This window comes from Streptomyces sp. NPDC026062 (genome assembly GCF_055568375.1).
This window is the reverse complement of the sequence record NZ_JBVHOQ010000011.1, coordinates 160,904-177,342: the sequence shown is the minus strand read 5'-3', so window position 1 is coordinate 177,342 and position 16,439 is coordinate 160,904. Positions and strand designations below refer to the sequence as shown.

Below are 16,439 nucleotides of genomic sequence, written 5' to 3'. Positions count from 1 at the left end.
GGTGACGCTGCCTGTACCCCCTTCGCACGGGGCGCTGCCCCGTACCCCCGGCCTCAGTCGACGGAGGGGGCCGTCTCCGTGCTCACCTTCGCCGCCGCGGGCGTACGGCACCGGCCCGCCGCGGCGGCGGCCAGGCGGCCGAGGGCCTCGTCCTTGCCGCAGGGGTACGCCCCCAGCTCCGCCTGGCGCGCCACGATGCGGCGTTCGGCGCGCATCAGCCGCCAGCCCCGGCGCAGCAGGAACGGCACGGACTTGCGGCCCTCCCGCAGATCCCGCAGCAGCCGGCGGCGGAACGTCGTCGACGGACGGCCGCGCAGGCACAGGGCGTCCGCCAGGAGGCCCAGCGACTGACAGCGCTCGACGATGTCCGCGGCGAAGATCCCCTCGGCCACGAAGAGAGGCGTGCGCTCGATGTGAAGGCCCTCGCGCCCCGTCCGGGAGCTGGTCGAGATGTCGTAGACCGGTACGTCGGTGCGTCCGGTGCGGCACAGTTCCGTGATCGCGGTGACCGCCGCATCGGCGTCCCAGGACTGTGCGGAGTCCCAGTCGATGTCCGTACTGCCGCTGACGACGGGCAGCGTGGGGTCGCCTGCCTCCTTGTAGAAGTCGTCCAGCCGCAGCACCGGAAGACCGGTACGGGCGGCCAGGGATGACTTGCCGGAGCCGGAGGGGCCCGCCAGCAGGACGACGCGGGTCGAAATCGCTTGGGAACTCACAGAACACAAGTGTGAGGCATTGACCCGCACAGGGGATCCCCGGAGGTCTTGTTGGTATCCGGCATCACACCTCAACTACGCTGTGCACTCAACCGATTACTCGATTGCTGGTTCGAATCGGCCCGATCAGGTGGGAACTTCATGGCACGTCACGCACTTTCCAAGTCCCGGCGCCGCGCTCTGCTGCGGGCCGGTCTGACCGTCACCGCGGTGGGTGCCGCGCTCGGTGCGGGGGGTGCGGCGGCCCAGGCGGCGCCGCTGCCCCTCGTCAAGGCGTCGGGTACGGACACCAGCCTCGGCGAGGCGAGCGAGGCGGCCGGCGGCGCGGTCACCGGGGCGCTCGGCCACTCGCTCGACAACGGCATCGCGCCCGTGACGCATCTGCGGCTCGACCCGCTGGCCGGTACGGGCGTGGACCCGCTGGACAACGCGGTGGGGGCGCAGGTCGCGGACTTCAAGCCCGTCTCCACCGCCGCCGTCACGGACCCGCTGACCAGCGGTGGCGCGCTGAAGGATCTGCCGCTGGTGGGCCAGGTCGTGGGCGCGCTGCACGGCTGAGCATGGGGAGCCGGCCGGGATCGCCGGCCAGGAACGTCAGACCAGGACCCGCTTCCCGCACCGCGTGGCGCGCCGGACGCGGAGACGGCCCGTGTCCCGGGGATCCCCGGGACACGGGCCGTCTGTCCGTCTGTCCGTCTGTCCGCGTTCGCGTCAGTACGAGGAGCCCGAGACGCCCAGCGCGCCCGTCGGGTGCCAGACGGTCTTGGTCTCCAGGAACGCCGTCAGCCGCCGGGTGCCCGGATCGGCCGACCAGTCGCCGCCGCCGTCCACAGCCTGTGGGCGGGAGACCCGCTTCAGGTTGTCGGCCGCCGCGGTCTCCAGCTCCTTCGCCAGTTCCGTGTCCGCCCCCGTCAGGTCGATGCCGTTCACGTCCTGGTGGGAGGCGAGCGGCGCCGCGATCTCAGCGGTCTTCCCGGACAGGATGTTGACCACTCCGCCCGGCAGGTCCGAGGTGGCCAGCACCTCACCGAGCGACAGAGCGGGCAGCGGCGACTCGGCCGAGGCCACGACGACCGCCGTGTTGCCGGCCGCGATCACGGGCGCGAGCACCGAGACCAGGCCGAGGAACGACGACTCCTGCGGTGCGAGGACGGTCACGACGCCGGTCGGCTCCGGGGTCGAGAGGTTGAAGAACGGCCCCGCGACCGGGTTCGCCCCGCCCACGATCTGGGCGATCTTGTCCGTCCAGCCCGCGTACCAGACCCAGCGGTCGACCGCCGCGTCGACGACGGCGGCCGCCTTGGACTTCGAAAGACCCTCGGCCTCCGCCACCTCACGGACGAACTGGTCCCGCCGGCCCTCCAGCATCTCCGCGATGCGGTAGAGGATCTGGCCCCGGTTGTACGCGGTCGCGCCCGACCAGCCGCCGAACGCCTTGCGGGCGGCCACCACGGCGTCCCGCGCGTCCTTGCGGGAGGACTGGGGCGCGTTCGCCAGCCACTTGCCCTTGGAGTCGGTCACCTCGTACACCCGGCCGCTCTCGGAGCGGGGGAACTTGCCCCCGACGTACAGCTTGTAGGTCTTGAAGACGCTCAGTCGCCCGTCAGACATCGAGGTAGGCCTCCAGACCGTGACGGCCGCCTTCGCGGCCGAAGCCCGACTCCTTGTAGCCGCCGAACGGCGAGGTCGGGTCGAACTTGTTGAACGTGTTGGCCCAGACGACGCCCGCCCGGAGCTTGTTCGCCACCGCGAGGATGCGGGAGCCCTTCTCCGTCCAGATGCCGGCCGAGAGGCCGTACTGGCTGTTGTTGGCCTTGGCGACGGCTTCGTCGGGCGTACGGAAGGTCAGCACCGAGAGCACCGGGCCGAAGATCTCGTCGCGGGCGACGGTGTGCGCCTGCGTGACGCCGGTGAACAGCGTCGGCGCGAACCAGTAGCCGGCCGACGGCAGCTCGCACGGGGCCGACCAGCGGGCCGCACCCTCGGCCTCGCCGGTCTCGACGAGCGCGGTGATCCGGGAGAGCTGCTCCTCGGAGTTGATCGCGCCGATGTCGGTGTTCTTGTCCAGCGGGTCGCCCAGGCGCAGCGTGGAGAGCCGGCGCTTGAGGGAGTCCAGCAGCTCCTCCTCGACCGACTCCTGTACGAGGAGCCGCGAGCCGGCGCAGCAGACCTGGCCCTGGTTGAAGAAGATGCCGGTGACGATGCCCTCGACGGCCTGGTCGACCGGGGCGTCGTCGAAGACGATGTTGGCGCCCTTGCCGCCCAGTTCGAGGGTGGCCTTCTTGCCGGTGCCGGCGATCTGCCGGGCGATGGCCTTGCCGACCGCCGTCGATCCGGTGAAGGCGATCTTGTTGATGTCCTCGTGCTCGACGAGGGCCGAGCCCGCGTCCCCGTAACCCGTCAGGATGTTGACGACACCCTTGGGCAGACCGGCCTGGCGGCAGATGTCCGCGAAGAAGAGCGCGGAGAGCGGAGTCGTCTCGGCGGGCTTGAGCACCACCGTGTTGCCGGTGGCGAGCGCCGGGGCGATCTTCCACGCGAGCATCAGGAGCGGGAAGTTCCACGGGATGATCTGGCCGGCGACACCCAGCGGGCGCGGGTTCGCGCCGTAGCCCGCGTGGTCCAGCTTGTCGGCCCAGCCCGCGTAGTAGAAGAAGTGCGCGGCGACCAGCGGGAGGTCCGCGTCGCGCGTCTCCTTGATCGGCTTGCCGTTGTCCAGGGTCTCCAGGACGGCGAGCTCGCGCGAGCGCTCCTGGATGATGCGGGCGATCCGGAACAGGTACTTGGCGCGCTCGGAACCGGGCAGCGCCGACCACTTCTCGAACGCCCGCCGGGCCGCCTTCACGGCCCGGTCCACGTCCTCGGCACCGGCCCGTGCGACCTCGGAGAGGGCCTCCTCGGACGACGGGCTGACCGTCTTGAAGACCTTGCCGTCCGCCGCGTCGGTGAACTCACCGTCGATGAACAGGCCGTAGGAGGGGGCGATGTCGACGACGGAACGGGATTCCGGCGCCGGTGCGTACTCGAATGCAGATGCCATGGGAATCAGTCCACCGTCACGTAATCGGGGCCGGAGTAACGGCCGGTGCTGAGCTTCTGGCGCTGCATCAGCAGGTCGTTCAGCAGGCTGGAGGCGCCGAAGCGGAACCAGTGGTTGTCCAGCCAGTCCTCGCCCGCCGTCTCGTTCACCAGCACCAGGAACTTGATCGCGTCCTTGGAGGTGCGGATGCCGCCGGCCGGCTTCACGCCGATCTGGATTCCGGTCTGCGCGCGGAAGTCGCGCACCGCCTCCAGCATCAGCAGGGTGTTCGCGGGGGTGGCGTTGACTCCGACCTTGCCGGTCGACGTCTTGATGAAGTCCGCACCCGCCAGCATCCCGAGCCAGGAGGCGCGGCGGATGTTGTCGTACGTGGACAGCTCACCGGTCTCGAAGATCACCTTCAGCCGGGCCCGGCCGCACTCGGCCTTCACGGCGAGGATCTCCTCGTACACCTTCAGATAGCGGCCGGAGAGGAAGGCGCCCCGGTCGATCACCATGTCGATCTCGTCGGCCCCGGCCGCCACGGCGTCGCGGACGTCCGCGAGCTTCACGTCGAGTGCGGCGCGCCCGGCCGGGAAGGCCGTCGCGACGGACGCCACCTTCACGCCCGAACCGGCCAGCGCGGCGACCGCCGTCGCGGCCATGTCGGGATAGACGCAGACGGCCGCGGTGCGCGGGGTCGTGCGGTCGGTGGGATCGGGATGAAGGGCCTTGGCGGCGAGCGCGCGGACCTTGCCCGGGGTGTCCGAGCCTTCCAGCGTCGTCAGGTCGATCATCGAAATGGCGAGGTCGATGGCGTACGCCTTGGCCGTCGTCTTGATCGAACGGGTTCCGAGGGAGGCGGCGCGCGCTTCGAGGCCGACGGCGTCGACGCCGGGCAGCCCGTGCAGGAAGCGGCGCAGCGCACTGTCGGACGCCGTCGCGTCGGCGAATGCGGGAGCAGTGGTGGGCATGGTCACCAGATGAGCATATCTACGCGCGTAGCGGCCTGTACAGGGGCCCGGCCCGTTCGCGCATCGCCCGATGCCGGGAGGGGAACCACCCGGCGCCGCGAGATCAATCGCCCGGCGCGGCGTGATGAATCGCCCGGCGCGGCGCCATGAGGCGAACGCGTGTACGGGACCGGCCTCACCGGCTTCCGTACGCGTGTCCGGACGGCCGCCCCCGCGTCCGGCGCGCGCGTCAGGCAGAATCGGGCTCATGACGAGCCCCAAGCCGCCCTCCGAGCCCACCTACGCCGACCGGACGTTCCGGTCGCCCGCCGGGCTGGTCGGGGGTGCCCTGCTGCTCCTGCTGATCTGCTGGATCGGCGGCGACGCCGCGATCCGCGGCGAGGGACGGGTGCCGTGGCTCTCCCTGGCGGGCCTGCTGACGGCGGTGCCGCTGGTGGTCGCCTTCACCCTGCGGCCCGTGGTGTTCGCCAACGACGAGCGCATCCGGATCCGCAACCCGTTCCGGACGATCACGCTGCCGTGGACCGATGTGGCCGATGTCCGGGCCGGGTATTCGAGCGAACTCTTCACGCGCGACAACGAGAAGTTCCAGCTCTGGGCGGTCCCCGTGTCGCTGCGGCAGCGCAAGAAGGCAGCCCGCCAGCAGAGCCGGTCGTCGATGGACGACCCGTACCGCAGGACGTCCGTCACCGCCGACGTGCGCGACACGAAGGCGCGGACGGCGGCCGCGGACCAGACGGTGGTGGATCTGAGGGAGCTGTCCGAGCGCGCGGGCGACCAGCCCGTGGCCGGCGGCACCGTCAAGTCGGTGCGCTGGGCGTACGAGGTCATCGCCCCGGCGGTGGTGGGCGCGGTGCTGCTGGTGGTGCTGGGCGCGAGCGGCTGAGGAGTGGCTGAGCGGGCCCGCCGCCGGCTGAGGGGGGCTCCCACTGTTACCGGACGGCTCCTGCCGGTGCCGGACGGCTCCCACCGTTGCCGGGCTGCTCCTGCCGTTGCGGGGCGGCTCGCTCCGCAACGGCAGGCGGCCCGGTCGCCCTGACAGGCCCGGATCCGGCCCCGGGCCGGTCACTCGTCCTTGAGCAGGCTCCACCACCAGGCGATGCTGTCGATCGGCAGAGGCTGGTCCGCTTCCCGCGCGTGGAAGGGGGAGGCGGCGCTGCCGACGGGCAGGTCGGCGGGGTTCTCCGGATTGACGTAGCGGTTGGTGGTCAGGGACCAGTCGTAGTCGGCGCGGATCCAGTGGTCGCAGTCGGTGATCCAGCGGTGGAGCTCGGGGCCCGCGTCGCGCAGGATCTGGTCGCGCAGGCGGAGGTAGAGGGCCATGGCGCGGGTGTGCATCATGGCGGTCTCGCTGACCGCTTCGGCGAGTGAGCACCCCCGCTCGTACGCGATCAGGTCGACGATGTTTCCGTATCCGTCCTGACTGCGCTGACGCTCCTTGTGGTACGAGACCAGGTCGTTGGACCAGCCGATGATCGAGGCGAAGACCTCGACGAAGCCCCGGACATCGCGGCGCTCGTAATCGGCCGCGGGGAGGTCGTAGCCGTGGATGATCTCGCTGAGGGTCGAGAAGATCTTGACCGCCGAGGAGTCGAGCCGGACCGCCAGATGGTCGGAGAGGGTCGGAATCCGGCCGTGGGCGTTGTTGGCCGCCATCCAGACCTGGCCCTGGAGGTACGCGCGGAAGCCGGCGGCCCAGCGGGCGGTCTGCACGGGTGTGGTCAGGTTCTCCAGCCGTAGCCGCAGCTCGCGCAGTGCGGCGCTGTAGCTGTCGTCGGTGGGGGCGGTCCAGGGCACTTCGACTATGCGCTGAAGTTTGGTGATGATGAGCAGGGTGGCGTCCGGTGAAGCCGAGACCGGGCCCTCGTCGCAGTACTCGTCGTCGAAGGCGAAGAGCCACATCAGGAAGTCCGACGTCCACTGGAGGGCCGCGACGCGCCCGGACGGGGCGCCTCGGCTGGTTAACTCCCCGACCGAGATGCGCGTCAGCCGCCCACGCTGCGCCCGATCGGAGTAAAGGCCGAACCGATCGAGCCAGGCTGCCGAGCGTTCGTCGATCTGTCGCCAGCCCGGGTGGATCCCCGACGGGAGCGGAACCCATAGCTGAGGGATCTTCGGTGCGGGAGCTGGGGAGGTCATTACCACCCTTTCAGGTGCACTTTTCAATACGCCGAGTTTCGGAAGTTATCAAGGTGTACGAGGAACAGGTACGGCCGTTTTCGGCCGGGTTGGCTTGCGGGGCGGTGTCCGCTGCCTCAGGGGATCGGGTATTTCCGGCCATGGGTCCGGCCCCCTGGGGGGCCGCGGACATGGTTGGTCGGACCCCGTTCACCCGTGGTCCTTCGCGACGCGTAAGTGGCCCGAAAGCGACTCTTGCGCGTTTGGGCCCGAATGGCTCCGTGGCTGAGTGAACGGGACCCGCCGGTAACCGACTTGCCGACACCCGTCATGTCACCGGCATGCCGCGCCCCGGGGGGCAGGGGTGTGCGGATGCGTCGCCGGCGTGCGGCTGTCTCGCACGCGTGTGTGAATGAGCGGGGGGCGTGGTCGCGCGAGCCCTTTCGGTGTCGCGTCGTCCGTCGAGCGGCTTGCGCACACCCCGGCTCTCTTCTTCCCATTCCCGTTCCGGGCGGTCGTCACTGGGGACTTCCTTGCCGCACGCCACGGGGCCCCGAACCCGACGAGCGGGGCTGGCGGGGCGGCGGTCCGGTCACGCCGTGCTGGGGTGGAGCCGCGGAGTTCCGGCCGATGTCGTGCCGGGCGACGGTGAAGCGGCCGACGGCGCCGCCGGCTGCCCCGTCCGCCGGAGGGAGCGCTGTCCTGCCGGGTGCGCCCCGCTCGGCCCGGAGCGTGGCCGGCACCGGACCGGCCGCGTTCGGGAGGCGGCGGCCCGCCGAGCGCTGTGGCGCAAACCCGGTGGGTAACAGGCGCGCAAGGACTGAAGGCATGTGCCCTGGGTACTTGACCATGTGCAGAGCGTATCCATCCGGGCCGGGGTCCCGCTTCGGCGCGGGCCTGCCGCAGTTCCCGCACGACCCGAGGGGGGCCTCCATGTTCCGTCGCGCCACCGCCCACCGGCGGGCCCCACCGGGCCCGGCCCGCCGCGTCCCCGGCCGGAGCCCTCGCCGCCTAGGAGGGCGCCCCGGTGCCCGTAGCCGCTTCAGGCCGGACTTCCCGTACCGGGGCGTCCCAAGCACGGCTGTGTCCGAGACGAAGGAGATATGAATAAGTGTCATTGTCAGGCGCCTGGGTGACGCCCTGCCGCCCGGCTTCGCCGACTTCGCGGACTTCTTCGCCAGTTGGCAGGACGCCTTCTGGGCCTACCCGGAGGACGACGTCAAGAACGACTACAACTCCATCGTCTTCGGCGGGACATCCGCCGCCGACCAGCTGTGGATCATGGATCAGCCCGAGTTCAGGATGCTGCACAACCTGCTTCCGGCGGGCACGTCACCGGTGCCCGCGTTCTGCCGGATCTACTCGCTGAAGTACCGGCAGAAGATGCTGACGACGGGGATCTCCGGCCTCTGCACGATCAAGTTCACGCTGTGGCCGTACGTCTCCGCCCAGCCGCTGGGGGCGATGTCGGCCGACTTCGAGTACAAGCTGTACGACAGCGACAGGGCGACCGTGCCCGTCACCGTCGCGCTTCCGGCCCTCGCTCTGGTGCCGGAGTGACCGGAGTGACCGGAGTGACCCCTTGCCCGCCGTGCCTCCCGCCGCGACGGCGGGTGGTCCGCCGGGAAGGTGGCCGGCGCTGCCCGGCCGGTGTCGTCCCGCAGCCCGCAGCGGCCTCACCGTGACAGGACCGCCGAGTCGCGCCGGCAGCCGTCACCCTCGTACCGCTCCTGGTGCCAGGGGCTGCGGGACCGTGAGGGGCCGGCCATCACCGTGACCGACAGGCGGGGCGGCTCGTGGCATTCCGCAGGGGCGACGGGACCCGGCCGCATCCCGGGCCCGTACGCACCCTCGGCACATGGCCGCCATCGTGCTCAGCCGGCGACGGCGGAACACGATGGCGGCCGTAGCGGTGGGGTGTCAGGATCCGGACGCGTCACCGTAGGCGTAGCGATCGCGGACCGTTCCCGTGGCGTCACGGAGTTCGCCGACATCGCCGGCGTCCCTCCAGATCGACGCCTTGCTGTGGAAGGTCAGTCCGTACCAGCCGGCCGGCTGCACCTGGTCGGAGGTGTAGATGCGGGCCGTCATGCCGGGCATCATCATGGAGCCGGGCGGGAACGCGAAGTCCTGCCCCTTGTCACCGGCGTTGAGGACCCAGCCGCCGACCGGTGCCATCGCGGCGCCGCGGTTGACGATCTCCGCGTACTCGTCGTCCTGGGCCCGTCCGGTCACGCCCTTGAAGTGGACCGAGCGGATTGCCACATCCGGACCGTCGGCGCGTACCAGCATCGCGCGCAGCGCCTTGACGGTCGTCTCCTGCTCGGGCCCGGTGAACTCCCGGGAGTGCGGGCCGGTCTCCTGCTCGAAGCCCACCACGGCCACCGCGTACTGCTCACCTTCGACCGTGACGGTGCCGTCTCCGAGCCAGGAGAAGCTCAGCGCGTCGGGATCGTTGCCGGCCTCGTCTCCCGTCAGTTCCAGCTGGCAGGTGATCACCACTTCCGCCGCGGGCCCTCCCGCCACCACCAACTGCACCCGCAGTTCGAGGGCGCCGCCGTAGAAGTAGCGCTGCTTGAGGTTCTCCTGGGGGTAGTTGTCGTAGGTGAGCGTGCCGAGGGTGAACTCCGCACCGTTCAGCGGGGCTTCGTCGCCGCCTCCGGTGAAGGTGATGCCGGTCTCCCGGCCCTGCCCGTCGGGACTGCCCCAGGTGAACCGGTCAGTGCCTTCGCCCCGGGGGGCGGGGTAGGCCCGGAGGAACGACCCTCCGTAGGCCTTCTTCACGTTCCAGGTCCCCGTTGTCGTCACCGCTGTCATACGTTCTCCCTCGTTCGCGCGGGATACGCTCGCGGGCCGGGGCCAGGAGTGGCCGCCGACCCTTCCCGGTGCTTTTGGCCATCTCGTCGCATCCGGAAACGAGAGCACCGGCATCGGCGGTCAACTGGGCGCGAAACAGCGGCCGATGGCCGGAGGCTCCCCCTTGCCGACCCGCCAGGGCAGATGAGCCCCGTCGTCGAAGGCACTTCCGAGTCGAACTGACACTCACTCAACCGGTCATTTGTGCGAGCAAATATTCGATGTCCAGGTCCAGCGGGCCGACCTCGCGGCCGGGCCCGCCGCCGTACCGGTGCGGCCGCCCTGAGCAGCGGGCCCCACGCGCCCGCCCAGGGGGGCAGTGGCACCCTTGGGCCGTCCCACCTCAAGGAACCGCCGTCCTCGTCCTGGAACGCCCCGGGGACGCCAGCGCCGGGCCGCACGGTCACGGCCACGCCGCCGGGTGCGGGGCGAACTGCGACGGGTACCACTTCACCGCGCCCCACCCCCGCGGCGACGGCGCGGCCGCCGCCTTCGGCTTCGGCGGCCGGAACGCGGTACTCGCCCTCACCGCCGGCGGGTGCGGCACCGGCCGCCCGGAGCCCTCCCCCCGGCCGTGCGGCGCCGGAGAGAGGCCGGTTCCCCGGGGTCAGATCCCGGCCGCAGCCGCCAGGTCCCGCTTGATGCCGGCCAGCAGCTCCGCGCCCTTCGCGCGGGCAGCCGGCAGCCCGTCCGCCGAGGCGACCGGCACCACGACCTCCAGGTAGCACTTGAGCTTGGGCTCGGTGCCGCTCGGGCGGACGATCACCCGGGCGCCCTCCAGGTGGTAGCGGAGCCCGTCGGTGGGCGGCAGCAGCTCCGTACCGTGCGACAGATCCTCGGCGGACGTGACGGCCAGGCCCGCGAGGGCCGTAGGGGGCCGCTCGCGCAGACGGCGCATGGCGTCCGCGATGACGGACAGGTCCTCGACCCGGACCGACAGCTGGTCGGTGGCGTGCAGGCCGTGCTCGACCGCGAGATCGTCCAGCAGGTCGAGCAGGGTGCGGCCCCGCTCCTTGAGTACGGAGGCGAGTTCGGCGACCAGGAGCGCGGCCGTGATGCCGTCCTTGTCACGGACGCCGTCCGGGTCGACGCAGTAGCCGAGCGCCTCCTCGTACCCGTACCGCAGCCCCTCCACCCGGGCGATCCACTTGAAGCCGGTCAGCGTCTCCTCGTAACCGAGACCCGCCTTCGCGGCGATCCGGCCGAGGAGGGACGACGACACGATCGACTCGGCGAACACGCCGTTGACACCTCGGCCGACGAGATGAGCGGCGAGCAGCGCGCCGACCTCGTCGCCGCGCAGCATCCGCCAGCCGCCGTCGACGGCGGGGTCCGGGACGGCGACGGCGCAGCGGTCGGCGTCCGGGTCGTTGGCGATCACGAGGTCGGGGTCCGCGCGGCGCGCGGTGGCGAAGGCGAGATCCATCGCGCCGGGCTCCTCCGGATTGGGGAAGGCGACGGTGGGGAACGCGGGGTCGGGCTCGGCCTGTTCGGCGACGAGGACCGGGGCGGGGAAACCGGCCCGGTCGAAGGCGGCGGTGAGCACCGAGGTGCCGACGCCGTGCATGGCCGTGTAGACGGTGCGGGCGGTGCGCGGCGAGCCGTCGGCCAGTACCGCGTCGGTACGCGCCAGATAGGCGTCCAGGACCTCGTCGCCGAGGGTCTGCCAGCCGCTGCCGGGGCGGGGCACGGTGTCCAGCGGGCCGACCGCCGCGATCGCGGCGGCGATCTCGCCGTCGGCGGGCGGCACGATCTGCGAGCCGTCGCCGAGGTAGACCTTGTAGCCGTTGTCGCGCGGCGGGTTGTGGCTGGCGGTGACCTCGACCCCGGCGACGGCCCCCAGATGCCTTATGGCGTACGCGAGTACGGGGGTGGGGAGCGGGCGGGGGAGTACCGCGGCCCGCAGTCCGGCGCCGGTCATCACGGCGGCGGTGTCGCGGGCGAAGTCGGTGGACTTGTAGCGGGCGTCGTAGCCGATGACGACGAGGCCGCCGTCCTGGCCCCGGTCCTTCAGATACGCGGCGAGCCCGGCGGCGGCGCGGATGACGACGGCGCGGTTCATCCGCATGGGCCCGGCGCCGATCTCACCCCGGAGTCCGGCGGTGCCGAACTGGAGCGTGCCGGCGAACCGTGCGCCGAGTTCGTCGAGGTCCTCGGCTTCGATGAGCTTCGCGAGTTCGTCGCGGGTCTCGGGGTCGGGGTCCTCGGCGAGCCAGGTCCTGGCCCGGGTGATGAGGTCCTGCGTCGTCACGGTGTCCGCCTTTCCGGTTCCGGGGTGCGTGAAGGGTCTCGGTGGGTGGCTGGGTGGTGCGTGGGCAGGGTGCGGGGCGGGGAGCGGTGCCTGAGCAGGCCCGTTCCGCGCCCCGCGCCCTGCCGTGCCCCGGGGCTCGGCCCCCGGCCGGATCCGATCCGGTCCAGGACCCGCCCCGGGCCGGATCAGATCCGGTCCAGGACCCGCGCCAGCAGCGAGCCCATCCGGGTCGCGGAGTCGCGGCCCGCCCGCAGCACCTCTTCGTGGTTCAGCGGCTCTCCGCTCAGACCGGCCGCGAGGTTCGTCACCAGCGAGATGCCCAGCACCTCCGCGCCGGCCTCGCGGGCCGCGATGGCCTCCAGCACGGTGGACATGCCGACGAGGTCGCCGCCCATCACCCGGACCATGCTGATCTCGGCCGGGGTCTCGTAGTGCGGGCCGGGGAACTGCACGTACACGCCCTCTTCGAGGGTCTCGTCGACCTCCTTGCACAGCGCCCGCAGCCGGGGGGAGTACAGGTCGGTCAGGTCGACGAAGTTGGCGCCGATGATCGGCGACGCCGCCGTGAGGTTGATGTGGTCGCTGATGAGGACCGGCTGTCCGGGGCGCATGCCCTCGCGCAGTCCGCCGCAGCCGTTCGTCAGCACGACGGTTCCGCAGCCCGCGGCGACGGCGGTACGCACCCCGTGCGCCACGGCGGCGACGCCTCGGCCCTCGTAGAAGTGCGTACGGCCCAGGAAGACCAGGACGCGCTTCTCGCCGATGCGGTACGAGCGGATCGTGCCGCCGTGACCCTCGACGGCCGGGGCCGGGAATCCGGGCAGGTCCGTCACCGGGAACTCGGCCTCCGGCGTGCCGAGCGCATCGCCGGCGGGCGCCCAGCCGGAGCCCATCACGAGGGCGACGTCGTGGGTCTCGGCACCGGTCAGCTCGCGCAGGCGGGCAGCGGCGTCGGCGGCGGCGGCGTACGGGTCGCCCTGGATGTGGTCCGGAATAACTGATGCGTTCACGCGGATGAGCGTAACCGCTGAAGCCCTACGCGCGTAGATGCTCCTCCGCAGAGTCTCACCCGGTCCGTTCGCGCGTTCCCGCGGTCATCCCGCGGTGATCATGCGAAAAAGCAGATCAGGGCGGCCCCGCCGCGCTCAGCAGGGGCGCTTGCGGAGTTCCATCACATAGTCGTGCGGTGCGCCCGCGGAGTCGGCGGCGTCGGCGATCTCGCCCAGGTAGCGGGCGGAGGGCAGCCCGCCCTCGTATCCGTTCAGCACATACATCCAGGCCGGCTCCTCGCCGTCCAGCGTATGCACCCGGACCCGCATGCGGCGGTAGATGTCCAGGCCGACGCCCTCCCAGCGGTCCATGGAGTCCTCGTCCATCGGCGCCAGGTCGTACAGCGCCACGAAGACCTGGGAGCGGGGCGCCTCGACCACGGTGGCCAGCGCGCCCTCCCAGCCCATCTGCTCGCCGCCGAACGTCAGCCGCCAGCCGTTCAGCCAGCCGGTGCCGCGCAGCGGCGAGTGCGGTGCGCGGCGCGTCATCAGCCGCGCGTCGAGGTTGCCGGCGTACGCGGCGTAGAGCGACATGGGACCGAGGGTACGGGAGGTGACAGCTGGAGCGTCGATTCCTGAGCGGAACAGCCCTGTCCGAGCGTGCCCGATCCGGACCGGCGGGCGCGGGGGCGTGGCGTCACGGGGCCGGTCCGGCCGGCTGCTCCCCGTGTCCGGCGCGCCCCCGCGCACGTATGGAGGGCCCCGGGGCGAAGCACCTTGGCGCGTGCGGGACAATGAAGTACGTACTGCATTCCCCCGGGGCGGCCCCCCGGACCCCCGGCCGGGACAGCAGACGGCCGCGGGACGAGAAACGCGAGGCGGACTTTTCGTGACCCGGATCGTGATCATCGGCGGCGGACCCGGCGGGTACGAGGCGGCATTGGTGGGCGCCCAGCTCGGCGCGGAGGTGACCGTCGTCGACTGTGACGGCCTTGGCGGCGCGTCCGTACTCACCGACTGCGTGCCCTCGAAGACCCTGATCGCGACGGCGGAGGTGATGACCACCTTCGACTCCTCGTACGAGGAACTCGGCATCATCGTCGCGGACGACACGCCGCACATGGAGCAGGCCGCCCGGGTGGTCGGCGTCGACCTGGGCAAGGTCAACCGACGGGTCAAGCGCCTCGCGCTCGCCCAGTCCCACGACATCACCGCGTCCGTCACCCGTGCCGGCGCGCGGGTGATGCGCGGGCGCGGGCGGCTGGAAGGCCTCCAGGCGGCCGACGGCTCCCGTCAGGTCGTCGTCACCGCTGCCGACGGCACGGAGGAGACGCTCACCGCGGACGCCGTGCTGATCGCCACCGGCGGTCACCCCCGGGAGATCCCGGACGCGCTCCCCGACGGCGAGCGGATCCTCAACTGGACCCAGGTCTACGACCTCGACGAACTCCCCGAGGAGCTCATCGTGGTCGGCTCGGGTGTCACCGGCGCCGAGTTCGCCGGCGCCTACCAGGCCCTCGGCTCGCGTGTCACCCTCGTCTCGTCCCGGGACCGGGTGCTGCCGGGCGAGGACCCCGACGCGGCGGCCGTCCTGGAGGACGTCTTCCGGCGGCGCGGCATGAACGTCATGGCGCGCTCCCGCGCCCAGTCCGCCAAGCGGGTGGGCGACCGGGTCGAGGTGACCCTCGCCGACGGCCGGGTCATCAGCGGCTCCCACTGCCTGATGGCGGTCGGCGCGATCCCGAACAGCGCCGGCATGGGTCTGGAGGAGGCCGGGGTACGGCTCAAGGACTCGGGCCACATCTGGACCGACAAGGTCTCCCGCACGAGCGCGCCCGGCGTCTACGCGGCCGGTGACGTCACCGGGATCTTCGCTCTCGCCTCCGTCGCCGCCATGCAGGGCCGGATCGCGATGTACCACTTCCTCGGCGACGCGGTGGCCCCGCTGAACCTGAAGACGGTCTCCTCGAACGTCTTCACCGACCCCGAGATCGCCACGGTCGGCTACAGCCAGGCCGACGTCGACGCCGGCAAGATCGACGCCCGCGTGGTCAAGCTCCCGCTGCTGCGCAACCCGCGCGCCAAGATGCAGGGCATCCGTGACGGCTTCGTCAAGATCTTCTGCCGGCCCGGCACCGGCATCGTGGTCGGCGGCTGTGTCGTCGCGCCGAAGGCGAGCGAGCTGATCCACCCCATCTCGATCGCGGTCGACAACAACCTGACCGTGGAACAGATCGCGAACGCCTTCACCGTGTATCCGTCCCTGTCGGGATCGATCGCGGAAGTGGCCCGGCAGTTGCACACGCGGAAGCAGGCGGGCGAGGGTTAGGGCGTCCGGGGGCGGCTGTACGGAGCCGGGAACCAGTCAATCCCCGGCAACCCCCGGCAACTCGGGCTCCCCGGTGACCGCCTCTCGGTCAGTACAGAACAACAACGGTGTCGCCTATACCACTTGACGGCCCGTTGTGTGTACAACTTCCGGTATTCGGCGCAAACAGCTGAAAACGCTCGGGCGGTCACGTTACTGTCAGTTCTGTGTTCGCTGCAGAACGTCGTCAGTTGATCCTCGAAATGGTGCGCGCCAATGGGGCGGTATCGCTCCGTGAGCTCGCCCGCGTCGTCCAGACCTCCGAAGTGACCGTACGGCGGGACGTGCGGGCGCTGGAGGCAGAAGGACTCCTCGACCGCCGGCACGGCGGTGCGGTCTTGCCGGGTGGTTTTACGCGGGAGTCCGGCTTTCCGCAGAAATCCCATCTCGCCACCGCTGAGAAAACGGCCATCGCCGACCTGGCCGCCGGCCTCGTCGAGGAGGGCGAGGCCATCGTGGTCGGCGCCGGCACGACCACGCAGGAGCTGGCCCGCCGGCTCGCGCGGGTCCCCGGGCTGACCGTGGTCACCAACTCCCTGCTGGTCGCCCAGGCGTTGGCCCATGCCAACCGGGTGGAAGTGGTGATGACCGGGGGCACCCTGCGCGGTTCCAACTACGCCCTGGTGGGCAGTGGTGCCGAGCAGTCGCTCCAGGGGCTGCGGGTCTCGCGCGCCTTCCTGTCCGGGAGCGGCCTGACCGCCGAACGCGGACTCTCCACGTCCAACATGCTCTCCGCGAGCGTGGACCGGGCGCTGGTGCAGGCCGCGGGAGAGGTGGTGGTCCTCGCCGACCACACCAAGCTCGGCTCCGACACCATGTTCCAGACCGTGCCGACGGATCTCATCACCCATCTGGTGACGGACGAACCGGCCGCGCACGACGACCGGGCGGCAGCGGAGCTACAGGCCCTGGCGGACCAGGGGGTGCAGATCGCGGTGGCGGGCAGCGGAGGCGCACCGGCCTCGGCCGACACCGCGCCGCAGGCCCGGGGGGTCCGCCACGACATGCCCCTGCCGGGGCAGCGCCGTACGCATGGACAGCAGGTACGGGGGTCGGTGGCGCCCGACCAGGGCGGGCAGGGGGACCGGGCCAGAGTGGCGGACCTGCGCCGCCGGTGACGGCTTCCGTCGGCTCCACGCCCGTCATGG

The 16,439-nt window shown here is 71.5% G+C and carries 14 protein-coding genes; 5 read left to right on the top strand and 9 right to left on the bottom strand.

Annotation, left to right across the window (positions count from 1 at the left end; all coding sequences use genetic code 11):
* Nucleotides 1-53: 53 nt before the first annotated feature.
* Nucleotides 54-716 carry a uridine kinase family protein gene (locus tag ACZ4LX_RS13105; RefSeq protein WP_467643069.1) on the bottom strand — a complete coding sequence of 221 codons (663 nt, stop codon included), beginning with the start codon at nucleotides 714-716 and terminating at the stop codon, nucleotides 54-56.
* A gap of 141 nt (nucleotides 717-857) precedes the next feature.
* Between ACZ4LX_RS13105 and ACZ4LX_RS13100 the strand changes: the two genes are divergently transcribed.
* The gene (locus ACZ4LX_RS13100) at nucleotides 858-1,274 is read left to right on the top strand and encodes a hypothetical protein (protein ID WP_467643072.1); all 417 of its coding nucleotides are present in this window, start codon (nucleotides 858-860) and stop codon (nucleotides 1,272-1,274) included.
* A 153-nt stretch (nucleotides 1,275-1,427) separates the two neighbouring features.
* Here ACZ4LX_RS13100 and ACZ4LX_RS13095 read toward each other — a convergent pair whose 3' ends face one another.
* From ACZ4LX_RS13095 to deoC, 3 genes are read right to left on the bottom strand one after another with little or no spacing between them, the layout of a single operon-like run.
* Complete coding sequence (locus tag ACZ4LX_RS13095) at nucleotides 1,428-2,327, bottom strand: aldehyde dehydrogenase family protein (RefSeq protein ID WP_467643075.1); 900 nt, start codon at nucleotides 2,325-2,327, stop codon at nucleotides 1,428-1,430.
* Nucleotides 2,320-3,756 (bottom strand): aldehyde dehydrogenase family protein, encoded by a 1,437-nt coding sequence (locus ACZ4LX_RS13090; RefSeq protein ID WP_467643078.1) that lies wholly within the window; start codon nucleotides 3,754-3,756, stop codon nucleotides 2,320-2,322. Before ACZ4LX_RS13090 ends, ACZ4LX_RS13095 begins: the two co-directional genes overlap by 8 nt.
* 5 nt (nucleotides 3,757-3,761) lie before the next feature.
* Nucleotides 3,762-4,709, bottom strand: coding sequence for a deoxyribose-phosphate aldolase (deoC, locus tag ACZ4LX_RS13085; RefSeq protein ID WP_467643471.1), 948 nt, complete (start codon nucleotides 4,707-4,709; stop codon nucleotides 3,762-3,764).
* Between the two features lie 247 nt (nucleotides 4,710-4,956).
* Between deoC and ACZ4LX_RS13080 the strand changes: the two genes are divergently transcribed.
* On the top strand, nucleotides 4,957-5,595 hold the full coding sequence (locus ACZ4LX_RS13080) for a PH domain-containing protein (protein ID WP_467643081.1): 639 nt from the start codon (nucleotides 4,957-4,959) through the stop codon (nucleotides 5,593-5,595).
* A gap of 179 nt (nucleotides 5,596-5,774) precedes the next feature.
* Here ACZ4LX_RS13080 and ACZ4LX_RS13075 read toward each other — a convergent pair whose 3' ends face one another.
* The gene (locus ACZ4LX_RS13075) at nucleotides 5,775-6,848 is read right to left on the bottom strand and encodes a (+)-(1(10)E,4E,6S,7R)-germacradien-6-ol synthase (protein WP_467643083.1); all 1,074 of its coding nucleotides are present in this window, start codon (nucleotides 6,846-6,848) and stop codon (nucleotides 5,775-5,777) included.
* Nucleotides 6,849-8,108: 1,260 nt separating this feature from the next.
* On the opposite strand from ACZ4LX_RS13075, the gene ACZ4LX_RS13070 reads away from it, so the two are divergent.
* Nucleotides 8,109-8,387 carry a hypothetical protein gene (locus ACZ4LX_RS13070; RefSeq protein ID WP_467643086.1) on the top strand — a complete coding sequence of 93 codons (279 nt, stop codon included), beginning with the start codon at nucleotides 8,109-8,111 and terminating at the stop codon, nucleotides 8,385-8,387.
* 360 nt (nucleotides 8,388-8,747) lie between these two features.
* On the opposite strand, the gene ACZ4LX_RS13065 is transcribed toward ACZ4LX_RS13070, so the two are convergent.
* The 4 genes from ACZ4LX_RS13065 to ACZ4LX_RS13050 all read right to left on the bottom strand — a co-directional run bounded on the left by ACZ4LX_RS13065 (nucleotide 8,748) and on the right by ACZ4LX_RS13050 (nucleotide 13,517).
* Nucleotides 8,748-9,644, bottom strand: a complete 897-nt coding sequence (locus tag ACZ4LX_RS13065; protein WP_467643089.1) for a choice-of-anchor K domain-containing protein — start codon at nucleotides 9,642-9,644, stop codon at nucleotides 8,748-8,750.
* 646 nt (nucleotides 9,645-10,290) lie between these two features.
* Nucleotides 10,291-11,934: a phospho-sugar mutase gene (locus ACZ4LX_RS13060; protein WP_467643092.1), complete on the bottom strand. Its 1,644-nt coding sequence runs from the start codon at nucleotides 11,932-11,934 to the stop codon at nucleotides 10,291-10,293.
* A gap of 185 nt (nucleotides 11,935-12,119) precedes the next feature.
* On the bottom strand, nucleotides 12,120-12,944 hold the full coding sequence (locus tag ACZ4LX_RS13055; protein WP_467643096.1) for a purine-nucleoside phosphorylase: 825 nt from the start codon (nucleotides 12,942-12,944) through the stop codon (nucleotides 12,120-12,122).
* Nucleotides 12,945-13,079: 135 nt separating this feature from the next.
* Nucleotides 13,080-13,517 (bottom strand): gamma-glutamylcyclotransferase family protein, encoded by a 438-nt coding sequence (locus ACZ4LX_RS13050; RefSeq protein WP_024490113.1) that lies wholly within the window; start codon nucleotides 13,515-13,517, stop codon nucleotides 13,080-13,082.
* A gap of 295 nt (nucleotides 13,518-13,812) precedes the next feature.
* Here ACZ4LX_RS13050 and ACZ4LX_RS13045 point away from each other — a divergent pair, with 295 nt between their 5' ends.
* Both ACZ4LX_RS13045 and ACZ4LX_RS13040 read left to right on the top strand, forming a co-directional pair.
* A complete protein-coding gene (locus tag ACZ4LX_RS13045) occupies nucleotides 13,813-15,252 on the top strand; it encodes an NAD(P)H-quinone dehydrogenase (protein WP_467643100.1) in 1,440 nt (479 codons plus the stop codon).
* Nucleotides 15,253-15,458: 206 nt separating this feature from the next.
* Nucleotides 15,459-16,409: a DeoR/GlpR family DNA-binding transcription regulator gene (locus tag ACZ4LX_RS13040; RefSeq protein WP_467643104.1), complete on the top strand. Its 951-nt coding sequence runs from the start codon at nucleotides 15,459-15,461 to the stop codon at nucleotides 16,407-16,409.
* Nucleotides 16,410-16,439: the final 30 nt, after the last annotated feature.